The organism is Flavobacterium reichenbachii (assembly GCF_002217435.1).
Lineage (GTDB): Bacteria > Bacteroidota > Bacteroidia > Flavobacteriales > Flavobacteriaceae > Flavobacterium > Flavobacterium reichenbachii.
Genome location: NZ_MUHF01000008.1, coordinates 1 through 15,015 on the forward strand (window position 1 = coordinate 1; position 15,015 = coordinate 15,015).

The window sequence follows — 15,015 nt, forward strand, 5'->3', positions numbered from 1 at the left end:
AAAAAGATATATTTGTAAAAATTAATTTATCATTTTTGCTTTGAAAAAAAATCTTTTAAAAAAAATTCCATCATTTAACTTACAGGAAATGTTGATTGTTCTCGCCATTATTGGAATTTTACTCTTAATAGCTTTGCCTAATCTAATGCCTTTGATAACTAAAGCTAAAAGTGTAGAAGCACAGGTGCAGTTGAAGGCAATTTATAATGCTGAAAAGCAATATTATTTTATGTATTCTAAATACAGTCCTAATTTTACTGAAATAGATTTTGAAGCACCAAAAACTACAAAAGAAAACGGAAGTGCTAATTACAGCTATGAAATTATTCAATCTACCAATAATGAGTTTAAAGTAAAGGCAACAGCAATTACTGATTTTAACGGAAATGGAGTTTTTAATGTTTGGGAAATTGACCAAAATGGTGTTCCAAAGCAAATTGTAAATGATTAATGTGGTACCTCAAATTAATATTGGTACTGGTATTTGCTTTTGTGTTATATCAGGATTTTAAAACTAGATTAGTATATTGGTTTTTATACCCTATGATCGGAATACTGGCATTCTTACTCCAGACTAACGCCGTACCGCTATCAGTTGCTTTGATTAATTGCGGCATTAACTTATTTTTTGTATCGTCAATTTTATTCATAAGCTTTTTATATGTTAAATTCAGAAAGTTAAAATTTAAAAATACTGTAGGTATTGGTGATGTATTATTTTTTATTTTTATTGCCTGTACATTTGCAATAATTACATTTTTGGTTTTGTTTGTTTTTTCACTGCTGTTTTCTTTGATTTTGCATTTTATTTTTAGTCACAAAAAAGAACAGGATACTGTTCCTTTAGCAGGTTACATGTCGCTTTTTTTTTGTGTAGTTTATCTCGCTTCTTTTTACAACGATACATTTTTATACGCATATTAAATGGGAAGTTTTGATATTCCAATAGAATTTTTGCAGCTTGTAAAATCCGAACAGGCTTACCATTACAGAATAATACCAGTGGATAAAAATCAACACAATGTTGTTTTAAAAACTGATGCATCTGATATTTCCAGCCTGCATAATGAACTAAGCATATTACTTAGTTTTCAAGTTGAGTTAGAAAAAGATACTACAGAAAATATAAATCGTTATCTAAGTACAAATTATCGCAAGACTTCCAGCGACGTATCGGATATGCATTATACATCTGATTTCTTAGAGAAAATTGTATTAGATGCTAAGGAAATAGGAAGCAGCGATATTCATTTTGAACCGTATGAAAAAATTGCAAGGGTTCGTTTTCGTTTGGACGGCAAGCTGAAAGAACAGTTTCATATTTCGGTAGAAGAATATCCTGTTATTGTAAATAAAATTAAAATACGGGCACAACTGGATATTTCAGAAAAAAGACTTCCTCAGGATGGCCGTATTACAATGATTACAGATTACCATGATTTTGATGTTCGTGTTTCTGTACTGCCTACTTTGCATGGTGAAAAAGTCGTCTTACGTATTTTAAGTAAAGATACCAGTCATATAGATATTAATTCGCTCGGTTTTACCGATAAAGAATTAGCAGTTTATCTTGAAAACATAAAGCGCCCAAACGGTATTGTTCTTATTTCAGGTCCAACAGGATCGGGAAAAACGACAACACTTTATGCGACTTTAAAAAAATTGAATCTTCCAAATACAAATATTTTGACTGTTGAAGATCCGATCGAATATACACTTGAAGGAATTAATCAAGTACAGCTCAGAGAAAATATCGGGCTTGATTTTGCAGCAACATTGCGTACTTTTTTGAGGCAGGATCCTGATATTATAATGGTTGGAGAAATACGTGATGTTAATACTGCAAATATGGCAATTCGAGCTGCTCTGACAGGTCACTTAGTTTTATCAACGATACACACCAATTCAGCCTGGGCAACAGTATCAAGATTAATTGATATGGGAGTTCCAGCCTTTTTAATTGCCACTACACTCAATATGAGTGTCGCACAGCGTTTAGTTCGTAAATTGTGTAATTCTTGTAAAAAGGAAAATTCTGTTTCTCAGGAAATTTTTCCTAATGGTTTTGAAATTCCTAATTATCTAACATTTCATTACACTGCAGTTGGCTGTGAGCATTGTTATCATACAGGATATTCCGGCAGAAAGGCAATTTATGAAATCTTACCAATTGATCCTTCACTATCCATTTTAATAAAGAACAATCAACTGGAAATCAATAACTATCTTAATGATAAAGATGTTTTTACACTAAAACGCAACGCTCTGTTATTAATAAAAGAGGGAATTACTTCTGTTGATGAAGTTTTTTCACTACTCTTGTAGCATCATAAAACAAATAAAATCTTACAATACAATATAGGTTCATGAAAAATATAATTACGCTTTTTTTTATACTAATTTTTCAGATTTCATTTTCACAGGAGAATCGGATTTTGCAGCTCAAAAATAATATCGAATCGATTTCTGCCGACGCTCCAGGTTTAAATGAAAAGGTCAATATTAATATAAAAGAAGCATCATTGTCTAGTTTTTTACTGGCTGTTTCTCAAATTCATAAACTAAACTTTAGTGTAGCACCAAATTTAAATCAAATAAATATCGTAAATAATTTCTCTAATGTAACTGTTGGAGATCTGCTTATATTTTTATGCAAAGAATACAATCTTACAATTGATTTTACAGGAAATATTCTGGCAATAAAATCATATACGAAACCTGCTGAAATTCAAAAAACAAGAAATATTGATACAGCATACGACTTATCTAATAATCTACTTTCTTTGAATTTGAAAGATGATAAATTATATGATGTGTTTATAAAAATCATGGACGAAAGCGGTAAAAACTTAGTATTTGCTCCAGGTTTGGAAAATCAATTATTGACAGCTTACATTAAAAATATGCCATTTGATGCAGCGCTTAATAAATTGGCATTTTCTAATAATTTGAGTGTAACCAGATCGCGAGATAATTTTTATATTTTTGATAAACTTGAAGGAAACTATACTGCAGAAGGAACTACTGATTCTAATGGAACTATAAGGCAAAATAAACCGCAGCGTCCACGAAAATCGAACTTTTTCTTTACTATAGTCGATACTGATAAAAAGTTATTGAATGTTGATTTTGAAAACACTCCTATTTCAAGTATCGTTTACGATATAGGACATGAACTAGATATAGACATGTTTATATCAAGCCCTTTAGAAAGTGCAGGCAACGGGACTGTTAAAGCAAAAAATATAACCTTTGATGATCTTTTGGTAAAACTTTTTGAAATAAAAACTGATAATAATTCCCCTTCTCAAACTAATAATTCACAATCTTTTAATAATAATAGTTCCTCCCAATCACTATCTTCCGGCGGTAATTATACTTTCAAGAAAAGCGGAACTGTATACTACTTTGGCACAAAAGATCAATTAGTGGTTAGAAATATAAAATCGATTCCATTAATGTATCGATCGATAGAAATTTTAAGTGATCCATCAAAAGAAGGAAGAAGCGCGGGCAGATTAAACAATCCTAATAATTTTTCAAATTACAGCTCTTTTGACAGCAATAACAATAGATCAGTCTCTAACTCCAATTATTCTAATCAGAATAACAATTTTGGCAATAATGGTAATTCTAATTATTCTTCATCTTCAGGCGCAAGCAGCAGTAATCCTTCAGAATCTATACTCACTATTATTCCTGATGAGATAAAAAAAGATTTAGACATCAAAATTGACAAGGAATTAAATAGCTTTTTAGTAAACGGTCCAGCTGCTAATATTGAACGATTTGAATCTTTTATAAATTATATTGATAAAGCAGTTCCTGTTATTTTGATCGAAGTAATGCTGTTAGAGGTTAATCGAAGTAGTACTGTAGAAACGGGAATTAAAGCAGGAATAGGAGAAAAACCTGTAACAACAACAGGAACAGTTTTTCCTAATGCTGATATTAATTTAGGCGCTTCTACAATCAATAAAATTATTGACGGTTTCAGCGGATTTGGTTCTTTAAATATTGGACAGGTAGTTCCTAATTTTTATTTAAGCATAAAAGCTTTGGAAACAAACGGTAATCTTAAAGTACGCTCCTCCCCTAGATTATCCACTTTAAATGGACATAAAGCTTATTTGTCTATTGGAGAAACAACTTATTATGTTGTTACAAATCAGAATTATTACGGATCACAGATTCCGCAGGCTTCTGAAGTTAAAAATTATCAGCCCATAGATGCAGAACTTTCTGTAACTATAATGCCTTTGGTTTCTGGCAACGGGCAGATTACTATGGATATCAAAGTAATACAATCTAGTTTTAATGGCCAGAAAGTAGATAAAGATGCTCCTCCCGGAATTAATTCCCGAGAATTTACATCAATTATCAGAGTTAAAGATCAAGACTTAATTGTTTTAGGAGGACTGGAAGAATCTATAAAAAATGATTCCGGATCAGGAACACCTTTATTATCAAGAATTCCCATTATAAAATGGATATTTAGCTCTCGTAAACGAGAAGACTCAAAGAAAAAATTAAGTGTACTAATTAAACCTACTGTTATTTATTAATGGCTTTATTATTCTTAAATACTTTTTTGTTAGGAAGACACTATATCGGCGTTGAACACTTCAGCTTAAATAATGAAGATAAGACTGCAATATTATTAGTAGAAAAAAACAAAGAGGGACTGATAATTTTAAAAAAAGACAGAGTTAGTTATAGTAGAAAAATTGCTGAAAAATGGAATTCTAAATTACCTTTTTTCTTAATTATCAATTCAAATCAGATTATTCAAAAAGAAATTTTAGGAATTGATGGATCAGATGAAAAACTACTTCATAAATCTTTTCCGAATTCCGATTGGGATGAATTTTATTATGAAATCTGGAGATTAAAAACAAAATCTGTAATTGCAATTGCAAGAAAGTCTTATGTCGATGGAATATTAAAAAATTATAATAATCAAAATATAAAAGTTGCCGGAATCAGTCTTGGCATTTGTTCTTTAGCTGATATTATTGAATATACAGATGAGCATGAATTATATACCAATCATCAGCTCATATCAAAAGAGGAAGATCTAATAATCTCTACCAATTCTTTAGAATCTGCAGTAACTTATAATATTAATGATCTTGAGATTGAAAATAGACAATTATTGGCTTTTTCAGGTGTTTTGCGATTGATTTTGAATAAGACGCGGAATACTGGTTCTATATTATCTTTCAGTAATTTACTTTACGATGATTATAATCAAAAGATGTTTTTCAATAAAGGCATTAAAATTATGGTTAGTGTTCTCCTTGGAATATTACTCCTGAATTTTGTGTTTTTTTCTCATTATTACAAACTTGCTCAGGAATCATCAGAAACATTGTTAGTTAACAAGTCTTCAGTTAAAGATCTTAATAAAATAAAACAAAGAATTATTGTAAAAGAAGAAAAAGTTAAAGACATTGACGATAGAATGATGTCCCAGAGTTCTCTCATTATCAATGAAATTACAAATAGAGTTCCATCCTCTATTCTATTGACTGAATTAATTTACAATCCGTTAGAAAAGAAAATAAAAATTGACGAGCCCATACTAACCAAAGATAAAACTATTGTTATTTCAGGAACAGCTATTGTGAATCAAGACTTTACAAAATGGGTCGAGAATATCGAAAAACTCAAATGGGTCGACAAAGTTCTAATTACACATTTTGGCAAAAATGAAGAGAATGAAACTACGTTTTCTATAAATTTAACATTAAAATGAATCTAAACAGAACAAATAAATTGCTGCTTGTTGGTTTCTGCATCGTACTTTACATTTGTTATTCTTTTGCAATTTCAAATACAATAATGTACTATACTCAATATAAAAAAAAACAACAGGAGATAGCCACAGACAGTTCTATGCCAAAACTGACTATGCAATTAGTCCAAAAAGAAAAACAGCTGGATGAAATATTATCTAATTATGATATAAACATATCAGAATCTTTTCAGAATGACTTATTGAAGCAGTTGACATTATACAGTAATAATTATAGTCTCAAGATTGTTGATTTTAAAGAACCGCATATTGTATCGCAAAAAGGATTTACTGTTACCAGTTATACGTTTTCTCTTGAAGGTTCCTTTAACGGCTGTCTGGCATTGATTAACCAAGTAGAAAATAACCCAATGCTGGGAAATATTAAGCATTTAAACTTTAGTAAGAAGCGAAATTATAAAACCAATACGGACCAATTATTTTTAGAAGTTGTAATGCAAAAAAATAAAGGTATTTAAAGTAAACTCACTGAAATTATAAAATAAAATGAATTTAGGGGAAATGAAATTGTTACAAAAAATTGAAGTACTTACTCTTTATACAATTGAACTAGAAAATAAAAATAGGATTTAATATCAAGAAATAGATTTGTTAAAAAAAGAATAATCAAAAATTTGAATTAATTCTTGAAAGAACTATTAAATTAAAAATCAATCAAAATAAAATTTTACCATATGAAAAATATATTTATAATTATCGTGATAATAACATTTTCATTATCAATAAATGCTCAAATTTATACGCCCGCCGGTATAATTCAAGGCGCGTCAATAAATGATAATATAGGAATTGGAACTAGTAATACAATAGCAAAACTTACTATTCAAGCAGGACCAAATAATTATCCCACTCCTCTAAAAGCTATTAGTATTTGGGGACCGACTTCGCCTGCAAATTCAAATTCAGCTCAGGATATAAGTTGGGATTTTGCAGCTGCAGGCTCGGCAGTAATTCGGAGCTTTAGAGGTTCACATTGGGATACTTATTTACAATTTTTAACTAATAGCAGCTTAGGTGGAAATGCACCACAGGTTCGTATGCAGATTAATGATAACGGAAATGTTGGGATTGGTACAGAATATCCATCCCAAAAATTAGATGTAAATGGTAATGCATTATTTCAAGGAACACTTAGTAGTTCTATATCAGGAGTTATAGGAGGTCAGTTGCAACTAAAAAATCCTGCAAAAACAGCTAGTGGTTCTGCAAGTTCTTGGAATATTTATAATATGACTGAAGGTTATGGAAACAGCTTACAATTTTGGGCTTATGATAATTTAGGTTGTGGAACGGGATTATGTAATAATCGTTTTACCATCATGGACAATGGAAATGTTGGTATTGGGGCTGTAAATCCTCAAAATAAATTAGATGTAAACGGAATAATTCATTCCAAAGAAGTAAAAGTTGATATGAGCGGCTGGTCTGACTTTGTATTTAAAAAAGAATATAATTTACCAACACTTGAAGACGTTGAAAAATATATAACTGAGAAAGGACATCTGGAAAATATTCCTAATGAAGAAGAAGTTTTAAAAAATGGAATCAATTTAGGTGAAATGAATGCTAAACTTTTACAGAAAATTGAAGAATTAACCTTATATGTAATTGAGATAAAAAAGGAAAATTCTAAAATGAAAATTAAACAAAAACAGCTAGATAAAAAAATTTTACAACTTTCAAATAGATATAAATCATGAATAAAACATTTTTCACATCAATTATTGCAATATTCTGTGTGTTAAGTTTAAAAGCTCAAACATTATCAGATCTTCAGTTACAGAATGCCAGAGCTACTGGTTATGCAGTTATGGCTGCTAGAAATCCCGGCAAAAATTTTACAGTGTACATGATAAAATGGGATGGTGTAAATAGCTTAGAATACAATGCAAACAGCCAAATTAATTCACTTTGGCATGCTCAAGCAGTTGTTAAAGGAAATTACTTTGACCAAACCTTTAATAACAATAATTTTTCTACTTACAGCAGTGTAATCGTAAGCCAGTCAGAATTTGATATTTATAAATCTACTGGCACAGATTGGTGGATTGTATGTTCAACATTGCCTTCTTTTAGTAATTTGGGACCTTATGTTTTAGACAATGGAAATGTAGGCATTGGTACTACTAATCCACAAAATAAATTAGATGTAAACGGAATAATTCATTCTCAAGGAGTGAAAGTTGATATGAGCGGCTGGTCGGACTTTGTATTTAAAAAAGAATACAATTTACCCAATCTTGATCAAGTCGAAAAACATATTATAAATAAAGGACACTTGCAAAATATTCCTAATGAAGAAGAAGTTTTAAAAAATGGAATCAATTTAGGTGAAATGAATGCTAAACTGCTTCAAAAAATTGAAGAACTAACGTTATACATGATAGATATAAATAAAAAAGTCAACAAATTGGAGATTAATAATATAAGACTTGTAGAAGATAATAAAATACTTCAAGCTAAAATTAAAAGTTTAAGCGCAAAATAATTATTACAATCTATACCATTAAATTAAAATTGGAAAGAGTATTTAAAAAACATAGTTTATTAATGCTAAGTTAAATAATTACCAATAAAACTTATAGATATTTCGGTAAAATAAAAATTAAATTTAACAATATATTACATCTATTTTGTTAGATTTGTTAAAATTAATTAAAAAAAATAACACACTAAAACTGATGATTTTGTTAAAAAAATTGTTTGGTAAAATTAAAAAAGGAGATATGTTAAAAAAAATTGTTATCCTCACAATATTAACATCCATCTCCTGCCAAACCACCAAAATTAAAAATGACAACTATAAATTTTCTTCTTCAACAGTAGAATTAGGAAGCATAGGAACCTCTAAATTATCATTCAATCAAAATACTTTTGAATCAAGGGGTTTAGCTAATCTTGAAAACAATATTCGTTTAGAAATTGGAATCATTCCGTACAACAAAAAACTGAACAAAATTTATAAATCCAAAGCTAAATATAATCAAACGCAAAGAAATATTACTTATACAGACAGTTTGCCCATAAAACCGGAATTAGTTACTATAAAAATTTCAGATATTACCAGTCTTGTTCAAGAAATAAATTCAGATCATAATACCCCTATTTTAAAGTTATTGACAGATACTCAAAATTTAAAAATAATTTCAAGTCTGGCCGTTAATTTGCCTGCTGATGATATTACAAAGATAAGACAGTCTGATGCTTATTATTTAACTAATACTCAATACAAAAAATATACAATTGCACTATACAAAGCAGGAAAAAAGACAGATATAATAGATGTAAATCCAGAAACAATTGTAGCCTATCAAGTCAGCTCATTCTGCTGGGTAAAATCAATAAAAAGCAATTGGTATGTTGCTGATATTGTAAACGAAAACAATACGTGTTCTGGAATAACAGAAAGAAAAATTAAAGAAAAGAAAAACGATAAGGATCTCTTTGATATGTAATTTAACCGACAATTCTTTTACAATTATAAATTAAGCATATTCTAAAATCATGAATAAAATTACTATTACATTCTTCTATCTTCTAATAGCTTTATGTTTTATTTCCTGCGAAGAAATATTAATAGTCGATGACATCTCCGAGAAAGAGGTTTCTCTGACTGCTCCTGCAAATAATGCTGTTTTATCATTCTCTGGAGTAACATTTTCATGGGAAACAATAGATGGTGCAGACAAATATCAATTGCAAATTGCTGCTCCTTCTTTTGAAAATCCCCAGCAAATAATTCTTGATACAATAATTACGAAAAATTCATACACACAGCAATTAAATATTGGGAAATATGAATGGCGGATTAAAGCTGTTAACAGTGCTTATGAGTCTCCATATAAGAAAAGAAGTTTTGAAATTTTAAATCATGATAATTTTCAGAATAATACTGTTGTTTTACTAACTCCAAGCAATAATCTAACTACTAAAACAGCTTTACAAAAATTATCTTGGGACGCGATTATTGGTACGGTAAATTATCAGCTTCAAATTTTAGACGAAAACAATACTCTTGTAAAAGAGCAAACTTTAGAAACAACTTTTACTAACTTATCTTTTGATGAAGGAAAGTATACTTGGAAAGTTAGAGCTAATAACGGAACCGCACAAACTCTATATACTTCAAGATCAATTTTGATAGATACAAAAGTGCCAAACACGCCTACTCTATCCAGTCCAACTCAGGCAAGTACAACTACAAATACTAACATCAATTTTCAATGGACTAGAACTCCTATTACTGGAACTGCTGAAAAAGACAGCTTATATGTCTATAATGAGAGTGACTTATCAAATTTGAATTTTAAAGATAAAGGAACCAGTCCATACAATAAGACTTTAACAAAAGGAACTTATTACTGGTTTGTAAAATCATTTGATGATGCTGGAAATCAAAGCTTAAGAAGTACTGTATTTAATTTTACCATAAATTAAAACGTTACAAAACAGTAATATCCCAATATTGGCATGCTAATTTGAAATTCAATAGTAGCAATTCTTATAAATAATTATCAATTTTTGGAAATGAATTTAAAACTTTTACAGAAAACAGAAGATATGACACTCTATATAAATTGAAATATCAAAAGAATTAAGTAATCAAAAATGAAGATAAAATTGAATAAAAATTATATCCCAAGAAATTAAAATTAAAAAGTTAGGAAAGGAAAAAGATGAATCTAAATCTTTATCTATAAGGCTGAATAAAATTGAACAACATCTAAAATAATAAATTATATCAATGGAAAAAAAAATAATCTTTACGTTTCTAACACTTTTCTTATCTAATATTTTTTATGCTCAAAGTTCTTCTTTACTGATTATTAATGATACGAGAGCAACAAACGATCTTCCAAATTTTACTGAACATTCTATTAGGGCAGACTTTAAAGAACGGGCAGTAATTGGACTTCCTGGAGGTGGATTACATTCAGCTACTCTAACAATAGCACCATGGGAAGATACCGATAATTCAGGAGGAGTTAATCATCAGTTAAATTTTAATAACGATGGTCTCTTCTATAGAAATGCTTACCCACTGGATTCTCAATGGGGAAACTGGAAACAAATATTGATGGCTAATTCTAATGGAAATGTTGGTATTGGAGTATTAAATCCAAATGCAAGATTTGAAGTTTCTAACTCATTAAACACGAATCAAAATGAAGTTATTGCTTCATTAACAAGATTTGGCACAGCAACTGGAGGCAGCAGTATTGTGCGTTTCGGTTATCATAGTTCAGCTGATTTTGAAGTAAATTCAGGATATACAAATGATGGTAATAGATTCGGAAGTTATTTTGATCTTAATATTGTAAATAATCATAACGATGGAATTAATGGAGGGATAAATTTTGCTGCAAATTCCAGCGTTAAAATGGCAATTAAAGCAAATGGAAATGTTGGGATTGGAATAACTAATCCGAAAAACAAGTTAGATGTAAAAGGAACAGTGCATTCGCAAGAAGTATTGGTAGATATGAAAGACTGGTCAGATTTTGTGTTCAAAAAAGAATATAATCTCCCAACACTTGAAGAAGTTGAAAAACATATCGCTGAGAAAGGACATTTAGAAAATATGCCAAGTGAAGAAGAAGTTTTGAATAATGGAATTAATGTGGGTGAAATGAATGCTAAACTCCTTCAAAAAATTGAGGAGCTAACTTTGTATATGATTGAAATGAAAAAAGAAAATGAAAGAATAAAAAATGACATTTTAAAATTAAAAAATAAATAAAATGAAAAAAAACTTATCTATCCTAGCGTTAATTATTTTATTCTGTTTAAAGGCTTCAGCCAAAATAATACATATTGATACTACAATAGATGTAAATGAATACGAAAGCAGTGTCACTTTTCCTGCAGGATATAACATTGGGGATTATATTGAATTTGTAAGAGTGAATCCATTATCTGCTGGAGCAAGTGGTAATTATCAAATTTCTATACATTATACTGAAGATGGAATTGCCTCAGCCGCGACACATTTAGCATCGATATCACATTCGAACCCTCCATTGTGGAGAGAAGTTGGACGAGTAAATAATAATGCATACGTAGGAGTATATACAAACTTTACAGTTGATTGTAATACAGAGTTTGGAAATTCTCGATTTAGAATAAGAACAGTTGGTACTCATGCTTCAAATAGGTCTATTACAGTTTACATAAGGATTACCTCGATAAACTCTAACGGTTCTTTTACAGCCTTAAATTCAAAAGGAAATGATTCTACTGTTTTAAATTTTCTACCAATGACGTGTGAGTGGGATTTGTACGTTGGAAATAATTTTACTTCAACTGGAGCTTCTCTTGCAATTAAGGCAATCCAAAATGGAAATGTTGGTATAGGAATATCTAATCCTAAAAATAAATTAGATGTAAACGGAATAATCCACTCCAAAGAAGTAAAAGTCGATATGGATGGCTGGTCTGATTTTGTTTTCAAAAAAGAATATAATTTACCAACACTTGAAGAAGTTGAAAAACATATCGCTGAAAAAGGACATTTAGAAAATATCCCAAGTGAAGAAGAAGTTTTGAATAATGGAATTAATGTGGGTGAAATGAATGCTAAACTCCTTCAAAAAATTGAGGAGCTAACTTTGTATATGATTGAAATGAACAAAGAAAATGAAAGAATGAAAAAAGAAAATGAAAGAATAAAAAAAGACATTTTAAAATTAAAAAATAAATAAAATGAAAAAGAACTTATATATCCTAGCGTTAATTATTTTATTCTGTGTAAAGGCTTCAGCCAAAATAATAAAGATTGGTACAATAGATGTAAATGAATACGAAAGCAGTGTCACTTTTCCTGCAGGATATAACATTGGGGATTATATTGAATTTGTAAGAGTGAATCCATTATCTGCTGGAGCAAGTGGTAATTATCAAATTTCTATACATTATCTTGAAGATGGAATTGCCTCAGCCGCGACACATTTAGCATCGATATCACATTCGAACCCTCCATTGTGGAGAGAAGTTGGACGAGTAAATAATAATGCATACGTAGGAGTATATACAAACTTTACAGTTGATTGTAATACGGAATATGGAAATTCTCGATTTAGAATAAGAACAGTTGGTACACATGCTTCAAATAGGTCTATTACAGTTTACATAAGGATTACCTCGATAAACTCTAACGGTTCTTTTACAGCCTTAAATTCAAAAGGAAATGATTCTACTGTTTTGAATTTTCTACCAATGACCTGTGAGTGGGATTTGTACGTTGGAAATAATTTCACTTCAACTGGAGCTTCTCTTGCAATTAAGGCAATCCAAAATGGAAATGTTGGTATAGGAATATCTAATCCTAAAAATAAATTAGATGTAAACGGAATAATCCATTCCAAAGAAGTAAAAGTCGATATGGATGGCTGGTCTGATTTTGTTTTCACAAAAGAATATAATTTACCAACACTTCAAGAAGTTGAAAAACACATTAATGAAAAAGGACATTTAGAAAATATACCTAGTGAAGATGAGGTCTTGAAAAATGGAATTAATCTGGGTGAGATGAATTCTAAACTTCTTCAAAAAATTGAAGAGATGACACTTTATATTATTGAGCAGAATAAAAGATCTAATGAATTAATGAAGCGATTAGAAAAATTAGAAATTAAAAAATGAAACTAAATAAATTGACAATATTTATTCTTTTAGAACTTTTAATAACAGTAATTGTAAAAGCACAATCCTTAAATCAGACTCACAGTATACAGGCAATCGGATCAGCAAATACTTTTAACCAGGGTTATACTTTTTCATATGCTTCAGCTGGAACACCTTGGAACGGTGCATTAATAAGTTTTGGCGGGATGGATAATAGATATGATTGTCAAATTAGTGCTGATTACGCACCTGATGGAGGTAATAGAATTTCTTTTAGGACTAAGAATGGGGATTTTAATAATGGAACAGGGGCGTGGAATCCATGGAATGAATTGGCAACAAAAGGATCAAACAGCTACGTTGGAAATCAATTCATTAATGGCAACGTTGGTATTGGGACGTCTAGTCCTAATTCAAGACTAGATTTAGGATCTGGATACGGAGTCAAAGAGGCAAAGTTTCTTATATATAATGATGATTCAACTTCGGAATTATCAGGAACTAAATGTGGCTTTTATATGGATAATTTCACATCTAATAATTTGAATTTAGTTTTTCCTGAAGCATCTTCTTATCCTGGATTGTTTACTGTATCTGCAAAAAACACAGCCGATGATATTTTAAAACCCTATTTTTCTATTGTGGGATTAACCGGCAATGTAGGTATTGGGAAAACAAAGCCAGATTCAAAACTAACCGTTGCTGGAAACATTTCTTCACGAGAAGTAAAAGTGACTGTAGATGCAGGAGCAGATTTTGTTTTTGAAGATGATTACAATTTACCTTCTTTGGAATTTGTAGATAAATTCATTAAAGAAAAAAAACACTTACCAGAAATTGCTTCTGCCAAACAAATGCAAGAAGATGGAATTAATTTATCTGAAATGAATATTAGACTGCTTCAAAAAATTGAAGAACTGACACTTTATTCTATTCAACAAAACAAAAAAATTGAAGAACAGTCTAAAGAAATTGAATCACTAAAAAGTTTAGTCTTGAGAGTTGGTAAAATTGAGAAAGAATTAAGCAAGAAATAATAAAATGAAAAATAAAAAAAACATATACATTCTGCTGCCAATCGTTCTATTGGTTTGGGGAGCTGTTCTGTTTCAGGTCTTTTCATTTACCAATCGTGATGACATTTTACCAGAAAACAATCAAGAATTCATTATTAAAGCCGTAAAAGTTACTAAAAGAGAAAAAATTGCTATAAACGTGAATTACAGAGATCCTTTTTTAGGAAAAACATATGCTTCACAAACAGCTTTAAAGACTAAAAATACAAATCCTAAAATATCTACAGTTAAAAAACCTGAAGCTGTAGTATGGCCAAATATTTTTTATAAAGGCTTAATTGCCGACTCAAAAGGAGGCAGTAAGATCTATATGATCATTATAGACAATAAAAACTACTATATGAAAATAGGAGATACAGAAAGTGAAATTTTTTTAAAATCGGGTGATAAAGAGTCTATATACGTAAGGTATAAAGGTAATCTTAATATTATAATGCTTCAGGATTGATAAAAAAAATTAAATCTGGGGCTTTACAATTTACAGTATTCATTTCTGTA

The 15,015-nt window shown here is 29.9% G+C and carries 14 protein-coding genes; all 14 read left to right on the forward strand.

Translation table 11 applies throughout. The features are described 5' to 3' along the window. Positions 1-40: 40 nt before the first annotated feature. The 14 genes from B0A68_RS08910 to B0A68_RS08980 all read left to right on the forward strand — a co-directional run bounded on the left by B0A68_RS08910 (position 41) and on the right by B0A68_RS08980 (position 14,965). Positions 41-451 carry a type IV pilin protein gene (locus B0A68_RS08910; protein WP_035689924.1) on the forward strand — a complete coding sequence of 137 codons (411 nt, stop codon included), beginning with the start codon at positions 41-43 and terminating at the stop codon, positions 449-451. A 473-nt stretch (positions 452-924) separates the two neighbouring features. Next, the gene (locus B0A68_RS08920) at positions 925-2,325 is read left to right on the forward strand and encodes a GspE/PulE family protein (RefSeq protein ID WP_035689920.1); all 1,401 of its coding nucleotides are present in this window, start codon (positions 925-927) and stop codon (positions 2,323-2,325) included. A gap of 41 nt (positions 2,326-2,366) precedes the next feature. Then, on the forward strand, positions 2,367-4,565 hold the full coding sequence (locus B0A68_RS08925; protein ID WP_035689918.1) for a type II secretion system protein GspD: 2,199 nt from the start codon (positions 2,367-2,369) through the stop codon (positions 4,563-4,565). Continuing rightward, positions 4,565-5,758, forward strand: a complete 1,194-nt coding sequence (locus tag B0A68_RS08930) for an RNA polymerase beta'' subunit family protein (RefSeq protein ID WP_035689917.1) — start codon at positions 4,565-4,567, stop codon at positions 5,756-5,758. Before B0A68_RS08925 ends, B0A68_RS08930 begins: the two co-directional genes overlap by 1 nt. Beyond that, positions 5,755-6,276 (forward strand): hypothetical protein, encoded by a 522-nt coding sequence (locus tag B0A68_RS08935; RefSeq protein WP_035689915.1) that lies wholly within the window; start codon positions 5,755-5,757, stop codon positions 6,274-6,276. Before B0A68_RS08930 ends, B0A68_RS08935 begins: the two co-directional genes overlap by 4 nt. A 216-nt stretch (positions 6,277-6,492) precedes the next feature. Continuing rightward, complete coding sequence (locus B0A68_RS24680; protein ID WP_051892987.1) at positions 6,493-7,518, forward strand: hypothetical protein; 1,026 nt, start codon at positions 6,493-6,495, stop codon at positions 7,516-7,518. Continuing rightward, positions 7,515-8,306 carry a hypothetical protein gene (locus B0A68_RS08945; protein WP_051892985.1) on the forward strand — a complete coding sequence of 264 codons (792 nt, stop codon included), beginning with the start codon at positions 7,515-7,517 and terminating at the stop codon, positions 8,304-8,306. The genes B0A68_RS24680 and B0A68_RS08945 overlap by 4 nt, the downstream gene beginning before the upstream one ends. A gap of 238 nt (positions 8,307-8,544) precedes the next feature. Further along, positions 8,545-9,273 (forward strand): hypothetical protein, encoded by a 729-nt coding sequence (locus B0A68_RS08950; RefSeq protein WP_035690091.1) that lies wholly within the window; start codon positions 8,545-8,547, stop codon positions 9,271-9,273. A gap of 49 nt (positions 9,274-9,322) precedes the next feature. Then, positions 9,323-10,255 (forward strand): hypothetical protein, encoded by a 933-nt coding sequence (locus tag B0A68_RS08955; protein WP_035689914.1) that lies wholly within the window; start codon positions 9,323-9,325, stop codon positions 10,253-10,255. Between the two features lie 307 nt (positions 10,256-10,562). Next, positions 10,563-11,558 carry a hypothetical protein gene (locus B0A68_RS08960; protein ID WP_051892983.1) on the forward strand — a complete coding sequence of 332 codons (996 nt, stop codon included), beginning with the start codon at positions 10,563-10,565 and terminating at the stop codon, positions 11,556-11,558. A 1-nt stretch (position 11,559) separates the two neighbouring features. Continuing rightward, positions 11,560-12,519, forward strand: a complete 960-nt coding sequence (locus tag B0A68_RS08965) for a hypothetical protein (protein WP_089069713.1) — start codon at positions 11,560-11,562, stop codon at positions 12,517-12,519. A 1-nt stretch (position 12,520) separates the two neighbouring features. Beyond that, positions 12,521-13,459, forward strand: a complete 939-nt coding sequence (locus B0A68_RS24685; protein WP_243394140.1) for a hypothetical protein — start codon at positions 12,521-12,523, stop codon at positions 13,457-13,459. Next, a complete protein-coding gene (locus B0A68_RS08975; protein ID WP_089069714.1) occupies positions 13,456-14,478 on the forward strand; it encodes a hypothetical protein in 1,023 nt (340 codons plus the stop codon). The genes B0A68_RS24685 and B0A68_RS08975 overlap by 4 nt, the downstream gene beginning before the upstream one ends. Before the next feature lie 4 nt (positions 14,479-14,482). Beyond that, on the forward strand, positions 14,483-14,965 hold the full coding sequence (locus B0A68_RS08980; protein WP_089069715.1) for a hypothetical protein: 483 nt from the start codon (positions 14,483-14,485) through the stop codon (positions 14,963-14,965). Positions 14,966-15,015: the final 50 nt, after the last annotated feature.

What these genes read in the sequence shown, in the direction of transcription:
- B0A68_RS08920 (WP_035689920.1), top strand. Translation starts at nt 925, where the DNA reads ATGGGAAGTTTTGATATTCCAATAGAATTTTTGCAGCTTGTAAAATCC.
- B0A68_RS08925 (WP_035689918.1), top strand. Translation starts at nt 2,367, where the DNA reads ATGAAAAATATAATTACGCTTTTTTTTATACTAATTTTTCAGATTTCA.
- B0A68_RS08930 (WP_035689917.1), top strand. Translation starts at nt 4,565, where the DNA reads ATGGCTTTATTATTCTTAAATACTTTTTTGTTAGGAAGACACTATATC.
- B0A68_RS08935 (WP_035689915.1), top strand. Translation starts at nt 5,755, where the DNA reads ATGAATCTAAACAGAACAAATAAATTGCTGCTTGTTGGTTTCTGCATC.
- B0A68_RS24680 (WP_051892987.1), top strand. Translation starts at nt 6,493, where the DNA reads ATGAAAAATATATTTATAATTATCGTGATAATAACATTTTCATTATCA.
- B0A68_RS08945 (WP_051892985.1), top strand. Translation starts at nt 7,515, where the DNA reads ATGAATAAAACATTTTTCACATCAATTATTGCAATATTCTGTGTGTTA.
- B0A68_RS08950 (WP_035690091.1), top strand. Translation starts at nt 8,545, where the DNA reads ATGTTAAAAAAAATTGTTATCCTCACAATATTAACATCCATCTCCTGC.
- B0A68_RS08955 (WP_035689914.1), top strand. Translation starts at nt 9,323, where the DNA reads ATGAATAAAATTACTATTACATTCTTCTATCTTCTAATAGCTTTATGT.
- B0A68_RS08960 (WP_051892983.1), top strand. Translation starts at nt 10,563, where the DNA reads ATGGAAAAAAAAATAATCTTTACGTTTCTAACACTTTTCTTATCTAAT.
- B0A68_RS08965 (WP_089069713.1), top strand. Translation starts at nt 11,560, where the DNA reads ATGAAAAAAAACTTATCTATCCTAGCGTTAATTATTTTATTCTGTTTA.
- B0A68_RS24685 (WP_243394140.1), top strand. Translation starts at nt 12,521, where the DNA reads ATGAAAAAGAACTTATATATCCTAGCGTTAATTATTTTATTCTGTGTA.
- B0A68_RS08975 (WP_089069714.1), top strand. Translation starts at nt 13,456, where the DNA reads ATGAAACTAAATAAATTGACAATATTTATTCTTTTAGAACTTTTAATA.
- B0A68_RS08980 (WP_089069715.1), top strand. Translation starts at nt 14,483, where the DNA reads ATGAAAAATAAAAAAAACATATACATTCTGCTGCCAATCGTTCTATTG.